General features: G+C 44.3%; 23 protein-coding genes. 17 read left to right on the top strand and 6 right to left on the bottom strand.

The window, feature by feature from the left end:
• Positions 1-78 precede the first annotated feature (78 nt).
• Positions 79-669, top strand: coding sequence for a hypothetical protein (locus MED222_RS05505; protein ID WP_009848063.1), 591 nt, complete (start codon positions 79-81; stop codon positions 667-669).
• A gap of 145 nt (positions 670-814) precedes the next feature.
• Here MED222_RS05505 and MED222_RS05510 read toward each other — a convergent pair whose 3' ends face one another.
• Together MED222_RS05510 and uspA are read right to left on the bottom strand one after the other, a co-directional pair.
• The gene (locus MED222_RS05510) at positions 815-1,693 is read right to left on the bottom strand and encodes a carboxylate/amino acid/amine transporter (RefSeq protein ID WP_009848062.1); all 879 of its coding nucleotides are present in this window, start codon (positions 1,691-1,693) and stop codon (positions 815-817) included.
• 52 nt (positions 1,694-1,745) lie between these two features.
• Complete coding sequence (gene uspA / locus MED222_RS05515) at positions 1,746-2,180, bottom strand: universal stress protein UspA (protein ID WP_009848061.1); 435 nt, start codon at positions 2,178-2,180, stop codon at positions 1,746-1,748.
• Between the two features lie 189 nt (positions 2,181-2,369).
• Between uspA and ftnA the strand changes: the two genes are divergently transcribed.
• The 4 genes from ftnA (at position 2,370) to MED222_RS05535 (ending at position 5,265) form a co-directional block, all read left to right on the top strand.
• A complete protein-coding gene (gene ftnA / locus MED222_RS05520) occupies positions 2,370-2,897 on the top strand; it encodes a non-heme ferritin (RefSeq protein ID WP_004735556.1) in 528 nt (175 codons plus the stop codon).
• A gap of 68 nt (positions 2,898-2,965) precedes the next feature.
• The gene (gene uspB / locus MED222_RS05525) at positions 2,966-3,289 is read left to right on the top strand and encodes a universal stress protein UspB (RefSeq protein ID WP_009848060.1); all 324 of its coding nucleotides are present in this window, start codon (positions 2,966-2,968) and stop codon (positions 3,287-3,289) included.
• A gap of 250 nt (positions 3,290-3,539) precedes the next feature.
• Entirely contained in the window at positions 3,540-4,733 is a 1,194-nt protein-coding gene (locus MED222_RS05530) for an NAD(P)/FAD-dependent oxidoreductase (protein ID WP_009848059.1), read from the top strand.
• Between the two features lie 124 nt (positions 4,734-4,857).
• Positions 4,858-5,265 (top strand): hypothetical protein, encoded by a 408-nt coding sequence (locus MED222_RS05535; RefSeq protein WP_009848058.1) that lies wholly within the window; start codon positions 4,858-4,860, stop codon positions 5,263-5,265.
• A gap of 148 nt (positions 5,266-5,413) precedes the next feature.
• On the opposite strand, the gene MED222_RS05540 is transcribed toward MED222_RS05535, so the two are convergent.
• Positions 5,414-6,307, bottom strand: coding sequence for a DMT family transporter (locus tag MED222_RS05540; RefSeq protein ID WP_009848057.1), 894 nt, complete (start codon positions 6,305-6,307; stop codon positions 5,414-5,416).
• A 138-nt stretch (positions 6,308-6,445) separates the two neighbouring features.
• On the opposite strand from MED222_RS05540, the gene rmuC reads away from it, so the two are divergent.
• The 7 genes from rmuC (at position 6,446) to tatC (ending at position 12,782) form a co-directional block, all read left to right on the top strand.
• Positions 6,446-7,978 (top strand): DNA recombination protein RmuC, encoded by a 1,533-nt coding sequence (gene rmuC, locus MED222_RS05545; protein WP_009848056.1) that lies wholly within the window; start codon positions 6,446-6,448, stop codon positions 7,976-7,978.
• 65 nt (positions 7,979-8,043) lie between these two features.
• A complete protein-coding gene (gene ubiE, locus MED222_RS05550; protein WP_029222994.1) occupies positions 8,044-8,823 on the top strand; it encodes a bifunctional demethylmenaquinone methyltransferase/2-methoxy-6-polyprenyl-1,4-benzoquinol methylase UbiE in 780 nt (259 codons plus the stop codon).
• Between the two features lie 98 nt (positions 8,824-8,921).
• Entirely contained in the window at positions 8,922-9,527 is a 606-nt protein-coding gene (locus tag MED222_RS05555) for a ubiquinone biosynthesis accessory factor UbiJ (RefSeq protein ID WP_009848054.1), read from the top strand.
• Positions 9,524-11,158 carry a ubiquinone biosynthesis regulatory protein kinase UbiB gene (gene ubiB / locus MED222_RS05560; protein ID WP_009848053.1) on the top strand — a complete coding sequence of 545 codons (1,635 nt, stop codon included), beginning with the start codon at positions 9,524-9,526 and terminating at the stop codon, positions 11,156-11,158. Before MED222_RS05555 ends, ubiB begins: the two co-directional genes overlap by 4 nt.
• Positions 11,159-11,212: 54 nt before the next feature.
• Complete coding sequence (gene tatA, locus MED222_RS05565) at positions 11,213-11,467, top strand: Sec-independent protein translocase subunit TatA (RefSeq protein WP_009848052.1); 255 nt, start codon at positions 11,213-11,215, stop codon at positions 11,465-11,467.
• Between the two features lie 3 nt (positions 11,468-11,470).
• A complete protein-coding gene (gene tatB, locus MED222_RS05570) occupies positions 11,471-11,878 on the top strand; it encodes a Sec-independent protein translocase protein TatB (protein ID WP_004735566.1) in 408 nt (135 codons plus the stop codon).
• A gap of 148 nt (positions 11,879-12,026) precedes the next feature.
• The gene (gene tatC / locus MED222_RS05575; RefSeq protein ID WP_009848051.1) at positions 12,027-12,782 is read left to right on the top strand and encodes a twin-arginine translocase subunit TatC; all 756 of its coding nucleotides are present in this window, start codon (positions 12,027-12,029) and stop codon (positions 12,780-12,782) included.
• Positions 12,783-12,973: 191 nt separating this feature from the next.
• Here tatC and MED222_RS05580 read toward each other — a convergent pair whose 3' ends face one another.
• The gene (locus MED222_RS05580; protein ID WP_009848050.1) at positions 12,974-13,735 is read right to left on the bottom strand and encodes a TatD family hydrolase; all 762 of its coding nucleotides are present in this window, start codon (positions 13,733-13,735) and stop codon (positions 12,974-12,976) included.
• Positions 13,736-13,943: 208 nt separating this feature from the next.
• On the opposite strand from MED222_RS05580, the gene hemB reads away from it, so the two are divergent.
• From hemB to MED222_RS22845, 4 genes are all read left to right on the top strand, one after another.
• Complete coding sequence (hemB, locus tag MED222_RS05585) at positions 13,944-14,987, top strand: porphobilinogen synthase (RefSeq protein ID WP_009848049.1); 1,044 nt, start codon at positions 13,944-13,946, stop codon at positions 14,985-14,987.
• Between the two features lie 81 nt (positions 14,988-15,068).
• Positions 15,069-15,509, top strand: coding sequence for a GNAT family N-acetyltransferase (locus MED222_RS05590; RefSeq protein ID WP_009848048.1), 441 nt, complete (start codon positions 15,069-15,071; stop codon positions 15,507-15,509).
• A gap of 693 nt (positions 15,510-16,202) precedes the next feature.
• The gene (gene polA / locus MED222_RS05595; RefSeq protein ID WP_009848047.1) at positions 16,203-19,004 is read left to right on the top strand and encodes a DNA polymerase I; all 2,802 of its coding nucleotides are present in this window, start codon (positions 16,203-16,205) and stop codon (positions 19,002-19,004) included.
• Positions 19,005-19,197: 193 nt separating this feature from the next.
• Positions 19,198-19,245, top strand: a complete 48-nt coding sequence (locus MED222_RS22845; RefSeq protein ID WP_438356636.1) for a hypothetical protein — start codon at positions 19,198-19,200, stop codon at positions 19,243-19,245.
• A 266-nt stretch (positions 19,246-19,511) separates the two neighbouring features.
• Here the strand turns inward: MED222_RS22845 and MED222_RS05600 are convergent, their stop codons facing one another.
• Both MED222_RS05600 and yihA read right to left on the bottom strand, forming a co-directional pair.
• Positions 19,512-20,111, bottom strand: coding sequence for a hypothetical protein (locus MED222_RS05600; protein WP_009848046.1), 600 nt, complete (start codon positions 20,109-20,111; stop codon positions 19,512-19,514).
• A 230-nt stretch (positions 20,112-20,341) separates the two neighbouring features.
• Positions 20,342-21,001, bottom strand: coding sequence for a ribosome biogenesis GTP-binding protein YihA/YsxC (gene yihA / locus MED222_RS05605; protein ID WP_009848045.1), 660 nt, complete (start codon positions 20,999-21,001; stop codon positions 20,342-20,344).
• Positions 21,002-21,149: 148 nt separating this feature from the next.
• Here yihA and MED222_RS05610 point away from each other — a divergent pair, with 148 nt between their 5' ends.
• Positions 21,150-21,767, top strand: coding sequence for a c-type cytochrome (locus MED222_RS05610; protein WP_009848044.1), 618 nt, complete (start codon positions 21,150-21,152; stop codon positions 21,765-21,767).
• Positions 21,768-21,830: the final 63 nt, after the last annotated feature.

Below are 21,830 nucleotides of genomic sequence, written 5' to 3'. Positions count from 1 at the left end.
CATTTAACACTTGCGATAGTCGCGTTACGGATGTATATCTAACTAAGAATCATTATTATTCTTAGCTGGAGTTGTAGCATGGCTAAACGCTTTTGTAAGTTAAACCGTCGAGATATCACCGAACACCTAGGAGAGATCCATAGCTTGGTTACTGAACCTAAGTTTGTGTGTCGTTCTTGTGCGCGTTCTTCGGCGGATCAAGCGAACCTATGCAAACCAACCGCAATTCCACCTCTTGGCTGTCAAAATAAACCCGTTGAAGAAAAAGCCGCATGCGGCCTGTTAGCGGAAACATTACCTGCACCCGAGCTATCACTTGCTGAAATCAACGAGACCCTTGAACCTGTTGTTCAAATGTTCGATCCAGCCGTTGCTGATATTGCCGCTAATGTTGTAGATAAAAATGCATCACAGAAAAAAGCCAAACTGAAAAAACGAATCGCTAATGCGAGTGGTGATGAAAAAGCCGATCTCAAGCGAGCGAAGAAAGCGGCCAAAAAACAAGAGAAGTACAATAAAAAACTCGCGAAGATGATTAAGAAGCAGCAAAAACTGTTTAAGAAAAGTCAAAAACTGGAAAGTCACCTTGAACGTATCAACCTACAACTTGATGACGTCGCTTTCACTGAAACTAAGACTCAGGTAGTGAGCCATAGTCACATTCACTGAAACTGGTACGGATAACTTATTGCTACAACGATGATTTAAAAAGAGCGACCTAAGGTCGCTCTTTTGCTTTTTGGGGTTATCAGAGCTAACTCATTTAGCTCTGCTCACTTAGCTTAGTTTAGTTCACTTAGCTCAGTGAAAGCGGTTAGGCGTTGCTTGTGGATCTCGCAACACGCTTTTTCACCCATGTCTCGTTGACGAACAGAGAGAACAAGATAACCGCGCCGCCAATGGCCAATCGAACCAAGTCGACGTCTCTGTTCCAAATAAGGATGTTCACTACAAGGCCGGCTGGAACTAAGGCGTTGTTCATTACAGCCAGTGCACCAGCATTCACCATGCATGCACCTTTATTCCACATAAAGTAACCTAGCCCCGAAGCAATCAAGCCAAGATAAATCAGGATGCCCCATTGAAGCGTGGTTGTTGGCAGCTTCTCAGGATTACCTAAGAGTATGAAAGCAACCGAAGCGACGCATAACGCACCCAAATAGAAGTAACCAAATACTGTGCGCTGAGGTAACTCTGTCGATTCCTTCTCCATCACTACTTTGTAAGCAACTTGGCCGATAGCAAAGCACAGGTTTGCACCTTGGACTACGAGGAAACCGACTAAAAAGTTTTCGTTGATACCCGCGAATTTAATGAATACAGCGCCCAACACAGCAATCGCCGCTGTCACTAAATACCACGGAGAGAATTGTCCTTTGAGGAAGTCATAAATAAGCGTGACGTAAATTGGGGTAAAAACGGTAAACAGAAGGACTTCAGGAACGGATAGCAGCAAGAAAGATTGGTAATAGAAGCAGTACATCAGCCCAAGCTGGATACCACCAATCGTCATCAACTTAGCGATCAGCTTACGCGAGATACCTCGAAACTTCAGGAAAGGAAGAAATACAATGCCAGCAAGGGCAACACGCATTAATACAGAGAACCAAGAATCAACCTGACCAGCAAGGTAAACGCCGATCAGGCTAAAAGAGAAGGCCCATAAGAGGGTAACACTAGCTAAATAGCTCATATAAAAACTTCGTTAATAAGATATGAGCTGTATGTTACCTAACCTTAATTCATTAGTCTTCTGAATCTCTTAGAGGCACGACCAGCATATCAACCGGCGAGGCATTGATCAGTTGTCGTGTTGAAGAGAGCAATTTGCTCCAGAAGTCTTGATGGTGCCCACAAACCACTAAATCAACATTGAATTCATTGATGGTGTCACACAGTTCATGACTCAGGTCGCCGCTGCCCACTAAGGTGTGGGTAATCGGGTATTGAGCGTGTTCTGCAAAATTTTGTAGCTGAACTCGAGATGCTTCCATCGCGTTGTGCTGGGTTTCTGCCATGTTGATATCAATAAGGCCGGTATAGAGCTCTGCATAATTAATATCGATATGGATAAAAGAGACTTTGGCTTCCAATGGCTTAGCCAATGCTACCGCTTTATCCACAAGTAATTTGCTGTCATCTGATAAATCGACTGCGACCAAAATATGTTTGTAACTCATATCGCTACCTCTTCTATTCATTGCCTAACTAAAGACTAGCACTATGCAATCCCTTTTTTTGCTGAAGTGATCTCATATCCACTGTCTTGCGTAATGTTTGCTCGAAATATTGGTTAACTAATGGCCTGCGAGATATTCATAAAATAGTGATATAGTAGAGAAAACTGAAGATGTAATTAGGAGTCTTAAATGCTATCAAAAACTATGGTAGAGCAACTGAACGATCAAATTAATCTAGAATTTTTCTCATCCAACCTATACTTACAAATGAGTGCTTGGTGTGAAGACAAAGGATTTGAAGGTGCAGCAGAGTTTCTGCGTGTTCATGCAGTAGAAGAAATGGAACACATGCAGCGTCTTTTTACTTACGTAAGTGAGACAGGTGCAATGCCAATTTTAGGTGCGATTGAAGCGCCAAAACATGAATTTGATAGCCTTGGGGCTGTGTTCCGTGAAACTTACGAACATGAGCAAATGATTACTCAAAAGATCAACAAACTGGCTCACGTTGCTTTCAGCACACAAGATTACTCAACCTTTAACTTCCTGCAATGGTACGTTGCAGAGCAACACGAAGAAGAGAAGTTGTTTAAAGGTGTATTGGATAAGCTAGAGCTTGTTGGTGAAGACGGTAAAGCACTGTTCTTTATTGATAAAGACCTAGCGCAATTGGCAAAAGATGGTTCATCTTCAATTATGGAAGCTCCTGCCGTTTAGGTAGTACGAGAAAGACACTGATTATCTTTTTCTTTTGAGTTTTCTTATGAAGATGTAAGGAGGAAAGGATGATCAGCGGCGACACTATTCTATTTGCACTAATGGTTGTGACTTGTGTGAACTGGGCGCGTTACTTTACTGCGCTAAGAACACTCATTTATATTATGCGAGAAGCACATCCTCTACTATATCAACAAGTAGATGGAGGCGGTTTTTTCACAACCCATGGCAATATGACCAAACAGGTTCGCCTGTTTAGTTACATCAAAAGCAAAGAGTATCACCACCATCACGACGAAGTTTTTACGTCGAAGTGCGATCGTGTAAGGCAGTTATTCATACTCTCTTCTGCTCTGTTAGGTGTAACCTTGCTGTCTTCTTTCATCGTCTAAGTCATTTAGTACGATTGAAGTAGAGCTTAGATTTTTGGTGTAAAGCTTCGGTTGTTGGTTCGCCAAGCCAAACAGTGGCTTGCTGCTGTCTGCAAATTGTACAATTGAACATCAATTGCAAAGTTTAAAATTGCCGCTAAAATAGCGAGCAATTAGTAAGGATGTGCTGTTTATGCACATCCTTTTTTATTGATGGCATTTCGAGAACAGGGCGTACTCGGGCTGCACAAGTGAAGAAAAGCAGAACCACATGAGTGAAAAATTTGATGTAATCGTAATTGGTGCGGGTGCCGCTGGCTTAATGTGTGCTGCGGAAGCGGGCAAACGCGGCCGACGAGTGCTGGTGGTTGATCATGCAAAGAAACCGGGCAGAAAAATTTTAATCTCAGGTGGCGGTCGTTGTAACTTTACTAACTATGATGTTTCAGCCAACAATTTCCTGTGTAACAACCCTCACTTCGTGAAGTCAGCTTTATCTCAATACACCAACTGGGATTTTATCTCGATGGTGAGCAAGTACGGCATTGAGTTCGAAGAGCGCGATCACGGTCAGTTGTTCTGTGTGAATGACCACACAGCAAAAGACATCGTGAGCATGCTGCTTGACGAGTGTAAGCAAGCGAAAGTCGAACAACGCTACCGTTGTGATGTTCACTCCATCGAAAAAACAGACGCTGGCTTCAAGATGCACCTCAATACCGACGAAGTTGAGTGTGACTCACTCGTTGTAGCGACAGGCGGTTTGTCTATGCCTAAGCTAGGCGCAACGCCATTTGGCTATAAGATTGCAGAGCAGTTTGGTTTGTCTGTAATGCCGACTACAGCGGGCTTAGTGCCATTCACTCTGCACAAAGAAGATAAAGAAGCTTTCGCTGAGCTTTCTGGTATCGCAATTCCTGCTGAGATCACAGCGCAAGACGGCACTTTATTTAAAGAAGCGTTGCTGTTTACGCACCGCGGCTTATCTGGTCCTTCGGTACTGCAAATCTCTTCATTCTGGAAAGCGGGTCAATCGGTTTCTATCAACCTAGTACCTGAAGTAGACCTTGCCGAGTTGCTTGAAAATTCTCGCGAGAAACACCCTAATCAGAGCCTGAAAAATACCTTGGCGAAAGCACTACCAAAGCGTTTTGTGGAAGTGCTGATTGATCGTAAAGAGCTTGAAGACAAGCCGCTTAAACAGTTCAATGAAAAGCAGCTTAGTGGCATCGTTGAGCACCTAGAGAACTGGAAAATTGCACCAAATGGCACTGAAGGTTATCGAACTGCCGAAGTGACTCTAGGCGGAGTGGATACTGATCACCTATCTTCGAAAACCATGGAGTGTAAGAGTGTGCCTGGCCTCTACTTTATCGGTGAAGTAATGGACGTAACGGGTTGGTTAGGGGGTTATAACTTCCAATGGACTTGGTCGTCTGGTTGGGTTGCAGGCCAAAACGTATAGCACACTGGCGATGGCTAAGCTTATTCATTTAGAGCATTTTCAGTCAGTAGAAAAAATGACTTCGTCACAAATGATAAAGATTATAAGTGATTGATGTTTTAATTATTTAAATGAGGGGTTTGCAATGAATCAGACAAAAGTAAAAAGCATTCTATTGGCAGCAGGAGCGATGAATGTTGGTGCTGTTTTACTGTTTTCACGCTTTTTTACGAATAGTGCCATTAACGAAGCCGATCCCGTAGTAATGTCCAACTTTGGACTGATTATGATCGTCGTTTGGGGTTTTGCGTACCTTGGGGCTGCAACAATCAATGCGAACATCAAATATCTTGCTGGTGCTTTCTTTATTGAAAAGTTGGTTTATGTGGTTGTTTGGGTGAATTGGCTTTCCAATAATACGCTATCACCAGTATATGAAGCGGATACGATGGCTGGCGTGTTTTACACAATTTATGGTGTAAATGATTTCATATTTATGGTCTTGTTTTTCATGATATTTAAGTCCAAATTTGATATGAAAAACAACGGTTGAATATCGAACGTTGAGACTTACAACTTAATGTTATCTTACAGAAAAATGGCGAGTCATATGACTCGCCATTTTTGTATCTAACATCTAATTGAGAGAATTCGACTATATCGATAGCTTTTCGTGCTCAATCGAGCCTTTTAGCTCTTATTTACGTAGGGTTTTTCTTTGAAAACTTGATCTGCTGAATCACCAAACCAGCAATAATTAGCAGTAAACCAAACAGTGTCGCTGGGTGAATCTCTTCGCCAATAATGGTTGAAAGTAGCATTAGCGAAATAAACGGTGAGGCAAAAATTAGGTTGCTGATACGCGCCGTATTGTTGGTTAGCTTGAGTGCTGATAGCCACAAGACAAAGGTAATGCCCATCTCAAATAGGCCCACATAAGTCACGGCAATCCAACCTTTCGCTGTGATTTGGCTGAAGCTTTCACCTTCGTAAATGGTTAAACCAATCGCGAATGGCAATGCCACTAAGAACCCAAGCAGTACACCCACCACAGGGTCAGCCTTGTTTTTGGTGTTGAGAATCCAGTAGCCCGCCCAAAGCAAGGTTGAAAGCAGCGCAAGTGCCACACCAAGTGGGCTATCGAACTGCATGCCTAATACATCACCTTTGGTGGCAATGACTACCACACCCGCATAGCTGAAGGTACACGCAATCCAATCTTGTTTACGAATCTTTTGCCCCAGAAAAACCGCAGCCATTAAGGTTAGCGTGATCGCCCAACTGTAGTTGATGGCTTGCGCTTGAGATGCAGGCAGCAGGTCGTAGGCTTTGAATAGAATCAGGTAATAGGCCAATGGGTTAACCAAACCGAGCAGTAAGTAATACCAAGGGTTTGAAAGAAACGTGGTACTCAGCTGAGAAAGCTTGCCTTGAAACGCGCAGACTGCGATCAGCGCAATCGACGACACAATGCTGGCGATGGTCAGCATTTGAATCGGTGAAAACTCAGCAAGGGTCAGCTTAAAAGCAGTAGCGACTGTTGACCACAGTAATACCGCAGCAAGGCCAAAGCCCAAGGCACGACGTTCGTTCATAGCAACTCATTCTAATTTGATGGGACAGAATACGGAGCGCCTAGTCTATCTGTCGAATTTTAATACGGCAAACTGGACATTTATCCAGTATCAAAATACCATTTAATGAGTTATCTCCAATTAGGCTAAATCATTATCATGCAATGGATTATCGAACATCAGGCAACGCTTATTGCTGCTATTTCCGGCGCGCTCGTCAGCGGCGGTGTGGTGGGTTGGTGGATCAAACAGAAGTTCTCTTTTCAGCAGCGACTTCTTGAACAGCAACTAGAGTCCGACCGTTTGCTGCATGAGTCACAACAATCTCAGCTCAAATCCTCACTCGCAGAGGCGCAACAAGAGCTCAATGAGCTGGATGATGATCGAGATAAAGCGGCATTCGAGCTCAAGCAGGCCCATGGCAAGGTGATGGCTGCGATGGAGAAGCTGCGCTATTTTGAAGCCGTGAAGCAAGAGCGTCAGCAGTATGCCGATGATATCAATATTCTTAAAGAGCATAAGTCTGAGTTGGAAGCCGAACTGCGCGAGCAAGAAGCTAGGCACGACCAAGAAAATCTCGCCAACAGTGAAAAACTGCAATTGTTAGAGCAGGCAGAGTCCCGATTGAAACAGCAGTTCGAACTGTTAGCGAATCAACTGTTTGAGAGCAAAACCGCCAAGGTCGATCAACAAAACAAGCAAAGCTTAGAGGGTTTGTTATCACCGCTGAGAGAGCAGTTAGAGGGCTTTAAGAAGCAGGTTAATGATAGCTTCAGTCAAGAAGCCAAAGAGCGTCACACCTTAGTACATGAGCTTAAAAACCTGCAACGTCTTAATGAGAGCATGACGCGTGAAGCGGTTAATCTGACCCAAGCACTAAAGGGCGATAATAAACAGCAGGGTAACTGGGGCGAAGTGGTACTGGCACGGGTGCTGGCAGAATCAGGGCTGCGCGAAGGTCATGAATACCAAACTCAAGTGAACCTGCAAAACGATGCGGGCAAGCGTTACCAGCCAGATGTGATTGTGCATCTGCCACAAGACAAGCAAGTGGTGGTGGATTCAAAAATGGCTTTGGTGGCGTTTGAGCGTTACTTCAATGCTGAAACTGATCAACAACGTGATGCTGCATTACGTGATCACTTGGCTTCATTGCGCGCGCACATTAAAGGCTTGAGCCAGAAGGATTATCATCAACTCAAAGGCATACAGAGCCTTGATTATGTGTTGATGTTTATTCCGGTAGAACCTGCGTTTCAGGTGGCGATTCAAGCCGACCCTAGCTTGGTTAAAGATGCGATGGAGCAAAACATTATCTTGGTTAGCCCAACCACCTTGCTGGTGGCACTGCGTACCATTGATAACTTGTGGCGCAACGATAGACAGAGCCAGAATGCACAAATCATTGCAGAGCGGGCGAGCAAACTTTACGACAAGCTGCGCTTGTTTGTTGATGATATGGAAGGTCTTGGTAGCTCATTAGACAGAGCCAACCAAAGCTACCAAGGTGCCATGAATAAGCTGGTGACTGGTCGTGGTAATGTGATTCGTCAGGCCGAAAGCTTTAAGCAATTGGGTGTCGAGGTGAAGAAACCTATCTCGGTTGGCTTGGCGGAAATCGCTCAAAATGAGGCTTTTTCAGAAAATGCCTCCTTAGTAGAAAGACAACCCGCTGAGGATAAAGTAAACTAATCGGCCGCAGCGCCTCTAAAGAGAGAGTGTACTGTCGATGAGAACTTACCATGGTAGATAACAGCATTATGGACACAAGCGTGCAGACAAATTCAGCAGTAGAGTCAGAAACCACACACTTTGGTTTCGAAACAGTCGCGAAAGACCAAAAAGTCGCGAAAGTAGCAGAGGTATTTCACTCTGTAGCCGCTAAATACGACATCATGAATGACTTAATGTCGGGTGGTGTTCACCGCTTGTGGAAGCGATTCACGATTGATTGCAGTGGCGTTCGCCCGGGTCAACGTATCCTAGATCTAGGTGGTGGTACTGGCGACCTGACTGCGAAATTCTCGCGTATCGTTGGTGAAAAAGGCCACGTGGTTCTTGCTGATATCAACAACTCAATGCTGAATGTTGGCCGCGATAAACTGCGTGATAGCGGTATTGTTGGCAACGTACATTACGTTCAAGCCAATGCTGAAGAGCTGCCTTTCCCAGATAACTACTTCGATTGCATTACCATCAGCTTCTGTCTGCGTAATGTTACCGACAAAGACCAAGCGCTGCGTTCAATGTACCGCGTACTTAAGCCGGGCGGTCGTCTGTTGGTTCTTGAGTTTTCTAAGCCAGTGCTTGAGCCACTATCAAAGGTTTACGATGCATACTCTTTCCACCTATTGCCAAAAATGGGTGAGCTGATTGCTAACGATGCAGACAGCTATCGTTACCTTGCAGAATCAATCCGTATGCACCCTAACCAAGAAACCTTGGAAGGCATGATGCAAGAAGCGGGTTTTGAAAATACTAAATACTTCAACCTAACGGGCGGCATTGTTGCGCTGCACCGTGGTTACAAGTTCTAGTCGAACTTGGTAGCAGGCTCGTTGAGTGTGCTAAAAAATAAGAATAAAGATACAACGGATAGGTTAACGCTTATCCGTTTTCAAAGGTAAGGACAGTCATGCCATTTGATCCATTGGTCACCGCGGTTATTGAAACCTCTTTAAATACTTTCGTGAACGATGATCCAGCTTTGGTTCGTCGTTTGTCTCGTTTAAAGGGGCAGATCATTCAAGTTAATTTGAAAGAGCTGAACAAAACTCTCACTTTCGTTTTTAGCCAACAAATCGATGTGTTGGCTGACTACGAAGGACAACCTGATTGCTACCTATCTTTGAACCTCTCGGTACTGCCAGAACTGCGTGAGCAATCGAACATCACCAAACTGATCAAGCAAGATAAGCTGATCTTAGAGGGTGATATTCAACTGGCTCAGAAATTTGCTCAGCTAATGACAGACTGCAAGCCTGACTTGGAAGAGTGGCTATCGCGCGTGACTGGAGATGTGGTTGCCCATACCTTGGTACAAGGCGTTAAGAATGTTGGTGGCCTTGTGGCTAAGCAAGCGACTAAGCATCAAAACCATCTCGCTCAGGTATTAACTGAAGAGTGGAAGATTGCACCAGCGCCATTAGAAGTGGCACATTTTTGCGATCAGGTTGATGACGTGAAAAGCTCAGCTGCACGTCTTGAAGCTAAACTGAACGCTCTGTTGGAGAAAGCATGACCCCAACAGAACTGAAACGTCTTTATCATATTATCAAGGTACAGTTGGAATACGGCCTTGATGAGTTGATGCCTGAGCACCAGTTGACCAAGGCTCCTTTGCTGGCGAGAAAGTCACTGTTTTGGCTCAAGAACAAACATCAAGATAAAGAATTGGGTCATCGCTTGCGTTTAGCGTTGCAAGAATTAGGGCCTGTTTGGATTAAGTTTGGTCAGATGATGTCAACGCGTCGCGACCTATTTCCTCCTCATATCGCTGACCAATTGGCTTTATTACAAGACCAAGTGGCGCCATTTGATGGTCAATTGGCTAAGCGAGACATGGAAAAAGCGCTCGGTGGTAGCCTAGATAACTGGTTTACCGACTTTGATATCGAGCCATTGGCTTCTGCTTCTATCGCTCAGGTGCATACCGCAAAGCTCAAGGAGAGTGGTCGCGAGATTGTTCTGAAGGTTATTCGCCCTGATATTCGCCCGGTGATTGACGCAGATCTAAAACTGATGCACCGAATGGCGCGTATAGTCGCTAAGTCGCTTCCTGAAGCACGTCGTTTGAAACCGGTTGAAGTCGTTCACGAGTACGAAAAAACGTTACTTGATGAACTAGACCTGCGCCGAGAGGCGGCCAATGCGATTCAACTACGACGTAATTTTGAAGGCAGTGAAGAGCTGTATGTTCCAGAGGTTATCCCTGATCTAAGCAGCGAAACCCTGATGGTGTCAGAGCGTATCTACGGTATTCAAGTATCCGATATTGAAACGCTAAACGCCAACGGCACCAACATGAAATTGCTCGCGGAACGCGGTGTGACGGTATTCTTCACCCAAGTATTCCGAGATAGCTTTTTCCACGCAGACATGCACCCGGGCAACGTATTCGTTAACCCAGAGAATCCAGACAACCCTCAGTGGATTGGTTTGGATTGTGGCATTGTCGGCACGCTCAACAGTGAAGATAAGCGCTATTTAGCAGAGAACCTGCTGGCTTTCTTCAATCGCGATTACCGTAAAGTCGCCGAGCTGCATGTTGATTCGGGGTGGGTACCACACGACACCAACGTCAATGATTTTGAGTTCGCGATCCGTATGGTGTGTGAGCCAATTTTTGCAAAACCACTTGGCGAGATCTCATTTGGCCATGTGTTGCTAAACTTATTTAATACAGCAAGACGTTTCAACATGGAGGTTCAGCCTCAGTTGGTGCTTCTGCAGAAGACCTTGTTGTATGTGGAAGGCCTAGGTCGCCAGTTGTATCCGCAGCTTGATTTGTGGGCGACGGCTAAGCCTTTCCTTGAAACCTGGATGATGAATCAGGTGGGGCCGCAAGCTGTGATCAACGCAGTAAAAGAGCGCGCGCCATTCTGGGCAGAAAAACTGCCAGAGCTGCCAGAGCTGCTTTATGACAGCTTGCGCCAAGGTAAAGCGATGAACCATAGAATGGATCAGCTTTATCAAGGTTACCGAGATAGTAAGCGTCAGCAAGCAACTGGAAAGTTTTTGTTTGGCGTTGGAGCCACTTTAGTCGTATGCTCCGCAATATTAGTTTCAAGCCCTTATGAGCAGCTATCTATGGGCTGTGGCATCGCAGGTGTCACATTTTGGTTGCTTAGTTGGCGAGCTTACCGTCGTTAGACAGTAGACTCTCTTTATATTTTTTATGTGTAGACAGACCCGAGGACAATGACAATGGGTGGTATCAGTATTTGGCAACTTCTAATCATTGCTGTAATTGTAATTTTACTTTTCGGAACAAAGAAACTGCGCGGTATGGGTGGTGACTTAGGTTCAGCGGTGAAAGGCTTCAAAAAAGCGATGAGCGATGAAGACAAGCCTGCAGATAAGAAAGATGCAGACTTTGAACCAAAGAATATTGAACAGCAGAAGACAGAAGCTAGCGCTGAAACAACTGCTGAAACAAAGAAAGACAAAGAGCAGGCGTAAATCGTGTTTGATATCGGTTTTTGGGAACTGGTATTAATATCTGTCGTTGGGTTAGTGGTTTTAGGACCTGAGCGTTTGCCCGTGGCGATTCGTAGTATTTCCAAGTTTGTTGGACAAGCGAAAAGCATGGCAAACAGTGTGAAAGATGAACTTTCTCACGAGCTTAAGGTGCAAGAGCTGCAAGAAAACCTACGCAAGGCGGAAAAAATGGGTATGGAAGATTTATCTCCAGACCTAAAAGCGTCAGTCGATGAACTCAAGCAGGCCGCTGCTCAAGTTCAACGTCCGTACGCTAAGCCTGAGTCTGATAAGCCAAGTGAGACTGAACCTAGTGTCACGGAAACTGTGGAATCTGAAACCATTCAGGTCAACAGCGAAGCTTCAGCACCGTCAGATAAGAAAGCCGAATAGTCTCGCAAGGAGGAGTCGCCAGATGCTTGAGTTGCTAGATGTTTAAATCGATAGCTATTCAAGTAGATAACTATTCAAGTGGATACCAATTCAACTGGATAGATAGGTGCGCGGCTCCTTTTCGATCTTCCTGTTTAAGAGGTTTGACATGTCTTCGACTGAGCAGACACAGCCTTTAATTAGCCATCTTCTAGAATTACGTAATCGCTTACTACGCGCGATTGTCGCTGTTCTAGTGATATTTGTCGGGCTAATTTATTTTGCTAATGATATTTATGAATTCGTATCAGCACCTTTGGTAGATCGCTTACCTGAAGGGGCGACGATGATCGCAACGGATGTTGCATCGCCATTTTTTACACCACTAAAATTAACCTTAATCGCGTCTATTTTTGTCGCGGTGCCGTTTATTTTGTATCAGGTGTGGGCCTTTGTTGCTCCGGGTTTGTACAAGCATGAAAAACGCTTGATCATGCCGCTATTGGCTTCAAGTTCTTTGCTGTTTTACTGTGGTGTGGCGTTTGCTTACTTCGTAGTATTCCCATTGGTATTTAGTTTCTTCACGGCTATTTCCTTAGGGCAGGTAGAGTTCGCGACAGACATATCAAGTTATCTCGATTTTGTACTCGCGCTGTTCTTTGCTTTTGGTATTGCCTTTGAAGTACCAGTAGCGATTATCTTGTTATGTTGGACGGGGGCGACAACGCCTAAGGCTCTGTCTGAAAAGCGTCCGTACATTGTTGTCGGTGCTTTTATCGTCGGTATGATGCTGACACCTCCCGATATGATCTCGCAGACACTGTTGGCGATTCCAATGTGTATTCTGTTTGAGATCGGTCTGTTCTTCGCACGTTTCTATGTGCGTAAGCCAGATGCGGATGAAGAGGAAGAAGCTGAATCTTGATTCTGCTGTAAGAGTATAATTGCTAGAGTCCTTCAGCAAACATGACACAATAAAAAAGCGGCCCGAGGCCGCTTTTTTATTGTGTCTGTTTATCGAATGTCGATTATACCTTCGTCATAAATAACGGGTTACGCTCACTTGTTTTAAAGCTCGATCACTGCGTTATTTCTGATGATTTACTGCGATTTATATTATAAACCAAACAGTAATTTAGCGTTGCTGGTCGTTATATTGTCGACTTCTTCAAGGGTCATTCCACGCAATTCAGCGATGCGTTTTGCTACCAATTCCGTGTAGGCTGGCTCATTACGTTTACCGCGATTCGGTGTTGGTGCCAAGTATGGGCAATCTGTCTCTAGAATGACGTAATTCATATCAAGATGTGGAATCACCTTGTCCATTCCTGAGTTCTTAAAGGTCGATACACCGCCTAAACCTAAGTGAAAGCCTAGCTCGTTGATCGCTTGAGCCTCCTCTAAGCTGCTGCCAAAGCAGTGGAATACGCCACGTAAGCTGCCGTCTTGTTCTTTACGAAGTAAGGCAAGTGTCTCTTCAATAGAATCACGAGTGTGGATCACCACTGGCAGATCGAGCTCTTTTGCCCACTGCAGCTGAGTCACGAAAGCCATCTCTTGTTCAGCCTTGAAGGTTTTATCCCAGTACAAGTCGATACCAATCTCACCCACGGCGATAAAGTCATGTTTATCAAACCAAGCTCGAATGGCTTTGAGGGTCTGCTCGATATTCGCATCCACATAACAAGGGTGTAAGCCCATCATTGAACGACACACATCAGGAAACTGAGCTTCCGTCGCTAACATGGGCTCGATAGAAGCTAAATCGATGTTCGGCAATAGAATGGTATCAATACCTTGAACCAGTGCGCGCTGCACGACTTGTTCACGGTCTTCATCGAATTCGCTCGCGTAAATATGAGCATGGGTGTCGATCATTATTTTGTCCTGAAAGCAGTCTTTACTGAGTTGTCATGAGTATACGGCAGTGTGAGGAGAAGGTCATTTTTTGCCATTTATCCCTGTTTTTGAGTGGGTTTTATATTTTACTGCTAGCGTCCTGAGCCATCAGTGATATGCTTTTGCCTGTATTTAGCACTTTTCATATCTAAGCATTTCGGTGCTTAGACTAGGCAAGGAGAATCTAGTGTCTGTTTCAATTCAAGGTCAATTCCCAGGTCGCCGTATGCGCCGTATGCGTAAGCACGACTTTAGCCGTCGCCTAATGGCAGAAAATCAATTGTCTGTGGATGACCTCATCTACCCAATGTTTATCCTGATGGGTAAAGACCGCCGCGAGCCTGTCGAGTCAATGCCGGGTGTTGAACGCTTGTCGATCGATCTGATGCTTGAAGAAGCGGATTACCTGTCAAAATTGGGTGTTCCTGCGATTGCTCTGTTTCCGGTCGTGAACCAAGATGCTAAAAGCTTATGCGCGGCTGAAGCTCATAATTCAGAAGGTTTAGTGCAGCGTGCGGTACGTTCATTAAAAGAGCACGTGCCAAATATGGGTGTGATTACTGATGTTGCACTGGACCCATTTACCACTCACGGCCAGGACGGCATCATCGATGAAGATGGTTACGTGATGAATGATGAAACGACTGAAGTGTTGATTCAGCAGGCGTTATCGCATGCTGAAGCCGGTGCAGATGTGGTTGCTCCGTCGGATATGATGGATGGTCGTATTGGTAAGATCCGTGAAGCGTTAGAGGAAGCGGGTTATATTCATACTCAGATTATGGCGTACTCTGCGAAATACGCATCGTGCTATTACGGCCCATTTCGTGATGCAGTCGGCAGTGCTTCGAACCTGAAAGGTGGTAATAAGAAGAACTACCAGATGGATCCAGCCAACAGCGATGAAGCGATTCACGAAGTGGCAATGGATCTCAATGAAGGTGCGGATATGGTGATGGTTAAGCCAGGCATGCCTTACTTAGACATCGTGCGTCGTGTGAAACATGAACTTCAAGCACCAACGTATGCTTATCAAGTGTCTGGTGAGTATGCGATGCACAAAGCAGCAATTCAAAACGGTTGGCTGAAAGAACGCGACACCGTTATGGAATCACTTCTGTGCTTTAAGCGTGCTGGTGCTGATGGCATTCTGACTTACTTCGCTAAAGATGTTGCAGAGTGGCTTGCTGAAGACAATGCACAAGCAGCCAAGCACTTAAAAGAAAAGTAACAACTTAACGTTAACTTAAGTGATATTCAGTAAAAGGGTTGGCCATTGTGTCAGCCCTTTCGCTTATGAGGATGGAAGAAGATGTCAGTCATAGTACGTGAAGGTTCACTGGGAGAGGTTGTGTCTGTTGTCGAGCAGATCTCTGAATTTGCTAGAAAAGAGAGTGTCGCTTCACTGGCAGCTCGGCTTGAAGGGAAAAAGAGCCTGATCTTAGTGGCTGAAGAGGCGAACGTGTTACTCGGCTTTAAAATTGGTTATGAGCTTAACTCAAATACTTTCTATAGTTGGTTTGGTGGTGTGTCACCGCTTGCAAGAAATAAGGGGGTCGCACAGGCTCAATTAGATGTTCAGGAGCAGTGGGCACAAGAGCGGGGTTATGAGCAACTGAAAGTAAAATCTCGTAACCAGTTTCCTGCGATGCTGTGTTTACTATTGAAAAATGGATATCGAATTGAAAAATTGGAAGAAAAAGAAGAGATTAATGAAAATCGAATCCATTTCGTGAAGCAATTATCAGCTTAATGATTTGCTTTATCGGGGTGATAAATCATTTAAAATGAATTTAATGAGATTTATTATCATTTAGTTGTTGACTATTAAATGAGAATCATTATTATTAACCCTGTCTTAGGGAATGAGGAAATGTTCACAAGGATGTTAAGTACTCAAGTATCAACTTGGTTACCCAACAGAATTCTCGCGAACTTGTACTAAGTTCTTTTTGACACGACATTGCTCACATTGCTTCCAGTGTAATTTATAGCTTTTAGGTAAAGCTGTGGTATTCAATTTGAATGGCTTTACCAGTTTTTGCTAGGCGACATCTTCGGGTGTCGCTTTTTTTATACCTCCAATTCAACAATATGCATATTTAGTGGCACGTTTTTTTATGAATAAAACGCCATCAGCATTCTTTTCCACAATGCAGGATCGTAAAAAGATCGTTGGTCATATGTTCGATCTGTAAAATTATTCTTTATTTTCAGTGTATTGCTGGTGTTTTTTGATTTGTTAACCTTACTTCTCAACAGGGTGGATAAATAATATAAACAGAGTTATCCACAGAACGCTTGCGTCTAAGAACAAAAAATAACAACAAATCGATTATAACGAATACAACCGAGTGAACGGATACAGATCGACAACATGGAATCCAACCAACAGACGTGGCATTCTTAACAGATAATTTCTGTACTTACTGGATTCACAAATATTATGGCTCGTATTCCTGATAATCCATTGATTCTGATCGATGGCTCTTCTTACCTATATCGCGCGTTCCATGCTTACCCTGGCACCATGAGCAATGGTGATATCCCAACGAACGCTGTTTATGGTGTAGTTAACATGCTACGCAGCATGATGCGTCAATTTGCTTCTGATCGTATTGCGGTTATTTTTGATGCGAAAGGGAAAACGTTCCGTGATGACATGTACCCAGAGTACAAAGCAAACCGCCCACCTATGCCTGACGATCTTCGTTGCCAGATAGAACCATTGCACAATGTGATTCGTGCGATGGGTTTGCCACTTATCTCTATTCCTGGCGTTGAAGCAGATGACGTGATTGGTACGTTGGCTTCTCAAGCTTCTGCGATGGGGATGCCTGTACTTATCAGTACTGGTGATAAAGATATGGCGCAGTTAGTTGATGACAACGTTACTCTGATCAACACCATGACCAACGTGGTAATGGATCGCGAAGGTGTGATTGAGAAGTTTGGTATCCCACCAGAACTGATCATCGATTACTTGGCACTGATGGGCGATAAAGTCGATAACATCCCTGGTGTTCCGGGTGTGGGTGACAAGACAGCGACGGCTTTACTACAAGGCATTGGTAGTATCGAAAAGTTGTATCAGAATCTTGATGATATTGCGGCGCTTGGTTTCCGCGGTTCGAAGACGATGGCTAAGAAGCTGGCTGATAATAAAGCCAATGCTGACATGTCCTACGAGCTTGCAACAATCAAGCTAGATGTTGAGCTTGAAGAGACGCCTGAGTCATTGGTAAAAGCTCAACCCAATATCGATGAGTTGATCAAGCTATACGGTCAATTGGTTTTCAAATCTTGGCTGAACGAGCTCCTTGAAGGTGGCAGCGGAGTGGTTGAGGCGGATGAGAAATCTTCCGCAGCGGGAGCTGGATCAGTACGTAGCAGCGCTTCTACTGTAGAGATGAATACGTCTGCCGTGACGATTGATCGTAGCAACTACGAAACGATTCTAGATGAAGCGTCATTCAATGTTTGGTTAGAAAAGCTTAAAGCAGCTGAATTGTTTGCTTTTGATACTGAGACAGACAGCCTTGATTACATGGTGGCGAACTTGGTCGGTCTATCATTTGCGACGGACGAGGGCGTTGCCGCTTACGTACCGGTTGCTCATGATTACCTAGATGCACCGCAACAGCTGGATCGTGATTGGGTACTTGAACAACTGAAACCGATTCTTGAAGATGATGCTCAAGCTAAAGTGGGTCAAAACCTGAAGTACGATATGAGTGTGCTAGCGCGCTACGGTATCGAGATGAAAGGCATCAAACACGATACCATGCTGGCGTCTTACGTTTTCAACAGCGTAGGTGGCAAGCATGATATGGACAGCCTAGCGCTGCGTTTCCTTCAGCACAGCTGCATCTCATTTGAGCAAATCGCAGGTAAAGGCAAGAAACAGCTTACTTTCAACCAGATTGAACTGGGTGAGGCGTCTCCATACGCTGCAGAAGATGCTGACGTGACACTACGTTTGCATAACCGCCTGATGGAAAACATCGAGCAAGATGAAAAGCTTAAAACCATCTATGAAGAAATCGAAGTACCGTTGATCCCTGTGATGTCTCGCATTGAACGCACTGGTGTATTCATTGATGACATGTTGCTAGGCGCTCAATCACAAGAGATTGCGGTTCGTCTGGATGAGCTAGAGCAGAAAGCTTACGAGATAGCAGAGCAAGAGTTCAATATGAACTCGCCAAAACAACTGCAAGCGATCCTGTTTGAGAAAATGGGTCTGCCAGTTATCAAGAAAACGCCATCAGGTGCACCTTCAACCAACGAAGAAGTGCTTCAAGAGCTGGCGCTTGATTACCCGCTACCTAAGTTGATCATTGAGTATCGTGGTCTTGCGAAGCTTAAGTCGACGTACACAGATAAACTGCCGAAGATGATCAACGCTGAGACTGGTCGTGTTCATACGTCTTATCATCAAGCGGTGACCGCGACGGGCCGTTTGTCTTCGACTGATCCAAACCTACAGAACATCCCAATTCGTAATGAAGAAGGTCGTCGTATCCGCCAAGCATTCGTTGCACAACATGGTTGGAAGATTCTAGCGGTCGATTACTCTCAAATTGAATTGCGTATCATGGCGCACCTATCAGGTGACAAAGCGCTGCTGGAAGCATTCCAACAAGGCAAAGATATCCACGCGGCAACGGCTGCTGAGATCATTGGTGTTGATATTGAGAGTGTGACCACTGAGCAGCGTCGTCGTGCTAAAGCGGTTAACTTTGGTCTTATCTACGGCATGAGTGCTTTTGGTTTGGCTAAGCAGCTAGGTATTCCTCGTGGCGAAGCACAACACTACATGGATACTTACTTTGAGCGTTACCCAGGTGTGATGCAGTATATGGAAGACACACGCAGCGCGGCTTCAGAGCAAGGCTTTGTTGAAACCATTTACGGTCGTCGTCTGCACCTTCCTGAGATTCAATCTCGAAATGGCATGCGTCGTAAGGCTGCTGAACGTGCGGCAATCAACGCGCCAATGCAGGGCACAGCAGCAGATATCATTAAGAAAGCGATGCTGTTGGTTGATGAATGGATTCAAGCGGAAGGCGATGGTCGTGTGAAACTGCTTATGCAAGTACACGATGAATTGGTCTTCGAAGTGGAAGAGTCAGCTTTAGCCGAAATTGAAAGTAAAGTACAAGAATTGATGGAATCCGCCGCAGAGCTAGAAGTACCGCTTGTCGCGGAAGCTGGCCACGGTGACAACTGGGATCAAGCCCACTAATCAGTTTTTGACCTTATTGAGTAAATTAGTATGAGCCAGTGCACAAACACTGGCTTTTTTTTGTCTCGAATAAAGTTAAGTCATAAGAAGATTTTGGGTGTTTTAATAAAACGTTCATGAAAAAAAACTACAAAAATGGTTTTCATTTCTGAGCAATTGTTGTACATTAAATCTTGTAGGGTACAGAGGTAAGATGTTCTATCTTTCAGACCTTTTGTTTCACGTTATTGGATTAGGCTGATTCAGCCGCCCCAGTCAGTATTTGACTGGGGCGTTTTTTCTTGTGCGAAAGAAAAATATCTCCAACCTACTATTCCCCCGTAAAATCTCCCATTTTTAGTGCCTTTTGTTACGCTTTCCCTAAGCTCCGTGATAAACACTTGATTGCCTTAGATCTGGAATTCAATCAGCAATTGGTAATTTTAATCCGTCTCTAAGTGCATTGTTTTATTCTTGAAAATAACTTTTATTTTACAAGTGACTCATAATGCATTGATCGTTTACGTCTTATTTATCAGTATATTGAGTGGGTGAATGCTCAATGTAGTCCATGATTTCCTGTTGTTTCTCTGTGCTGTATTTCAGAGCTTCGGCCGTGATCTGGATAGATTGCGCCATAGAAGAGATATTGTTGGTCGCTTCCACCAAGGTTTGCTGCATGGGTTTTAGGATAAGTAGATAGATAGCGGTCAACGCGATAACAATGACAGTGATAACGGCTGCCAACGCAATAATGATTTTAGTTTGGATATCATCTAGCAGTAATTGACTGGTTTTCTTAAAGGCGAGTCGAGATTGGTCTAAGACTTGTGGGAGTTGATTGAGTGATGTCTTGGTGGAGCTCGCAAGCTGATTGATGCTTTCAACGGTTTGATTCAAGGCTTGTTGTTGGTCATTGCTGAGGTTGGGGTTGTTGACTATCGCCTGCAAAGATTGCGATATCACCTCAAGAGACTCACTCGCGTCTTGAGCGTATTTTTCCATACCATCCAAGTCCAAGGTCATATCAACATTGATCAGTGGGGTTTGTTCTTGTTCTGCTTCAGAGGCGAACCCTGTCAGTGAGATCAACATAAGTGCAATGATGGCCAATGGTGTTTTCCACATGAGTATTCCTTTCTCATTGTTCTGTTTATTTAGATGTGTCTTTTAGTATGGTTCACTTCTCTCGTTTCTAACTGATTAATCTTGTCTTTAATTCTCAAGACTTAGGTTTAACTCACTAATTTTTGGGCAAAAAAATACCCCACCTATATAAGGAAGGGTATTAATAAGGCTAAATCACTTGCTGTAAGTGCTTTAACTTCTAATTATAGATAAAGCTATAGATAGAAGAATTACTCTGAGTCGTTTTGCTCTTCGTCCGCTAGCTCATCAATGATCTGATCAGCAAACACAGGTGCAAACCACTCATCCATCTTGGCACGCAGTTGGTCAACGCCGATGCCCTTCATTGAAGAGAAGACATCAACCGCTACATCACCACCGAAAGATTTCGCATCATTACGGATTTTCAGTAGCTGTGCTTTACGCGCACCGCTTTTCAGTTTGTCTGCTTTTGTTAACAAAACCTGTACTGGGATGCGGCTATCGATAGCCCAGTAGATCATTTGTTGGTCAAGGTCCTTCATTGGGTGACGGATATCCATCAATACCACTAAACCTTTTAGGCTTTCACGTCGTTGTAGGTATTCACCTAGCGACTTCTGCCATTTTTTCTTCATCTCAAGCGGTACTTGAGCGAAGCCATATCCCGGTAAATCGACAATATGACAGCCGTCGGTAACCTTAAATAGGTTAATTAGCTGAGTTCGACCTGGGGTTTTACTGGTTTTCGCCAAGCTTTTTTGGTTTGTAACGCGGTTTAGTGCGCTAGATTTACCAGCATTGGAGCGTCCTGCAAACGCAATTTCGATCCCTTCGTCTTCTGGTAAGTGACGAATATCAGGTGCACTGGTAATGAAATGCGTGTTTTGATAATGAATTTTTACGCTCACTGTTAACTCCATCTCGACTTTGTGTAGTCGATTGATTACTTTTTTGTGAATTTGTGTAAAATAACCGTGCTCGGCATAAGGTCGCCTATTGTACCATGAGTGGCAACATAGAGTGGTACTGGAAGCTTGATAATTATAATGGAATGTCATGAAGAAATTAGCGCTAATTTTGAGTCTTTTAGCCAGCTGCTCAGTATGGGCTCAAGGTAGTATTGAAGCTGGTAAAGCCAAATCACAAACATGTGTTGCCTGCCACGGTGCTGACGGCAACAGTCTGATCACTCAGTATCCTAAGCTGGCTGGTCAACATGAGAAGTATCTAGAGAAGCAGTTAAAAGAGCTTAAGCTAGGTATGACGAGTGGTGGTAAACAAGGTCGTTACGAGCCTGTAATGGGTGCAATGGCGATGCCTTTATCTGAAGAAGATATGGCTGACCTAGCGGCATACTACGCATCTCTCCCTATCTCTAGTAACTCTACTCCTGAAAATGTAGTAGATGAAGGTAAGGTTCTTTACACTGCGGGTAACGCAGAACGCGGCGTAACGGCTTGTATTGCTTGTCACGGCCCTCGTGGTAATGGTACCGAACTTTCTGGTTTCCCTAAGATTTCAGGTCAGCACGCAGATTACATCAAGGCTCAACTTGAGAAATTCCGCGATGGTAACCGTAATAACGACATGAATGCGATGATGCGTGATGTAGCTAAAAAGTTAACAGACGCAGATATTGATACCTTATCGAAGTACGTTGGTGGTTTACACTAATATGTCGGTTTCTTGCTCTTAGCCAGAGTAATGAAATGTACGTTCGAGCGAGATTGAAGAGAC

The organism is Vibrio sp. MED222, from assembly GCF_000153005.1.
In the GTDB taxonomy this organism is placed as follows: Bacteria; Pseudomonadota; Gammaproteobacteria; order Enterobacterales; family Vibrionaceae; genus Vibrio; species Vibrio tasmaniensis_A.
Note: the sequence above shows the minus strand (reverse complement) of the source record. Positions and strands in the feature narration are given on the sequence as shown.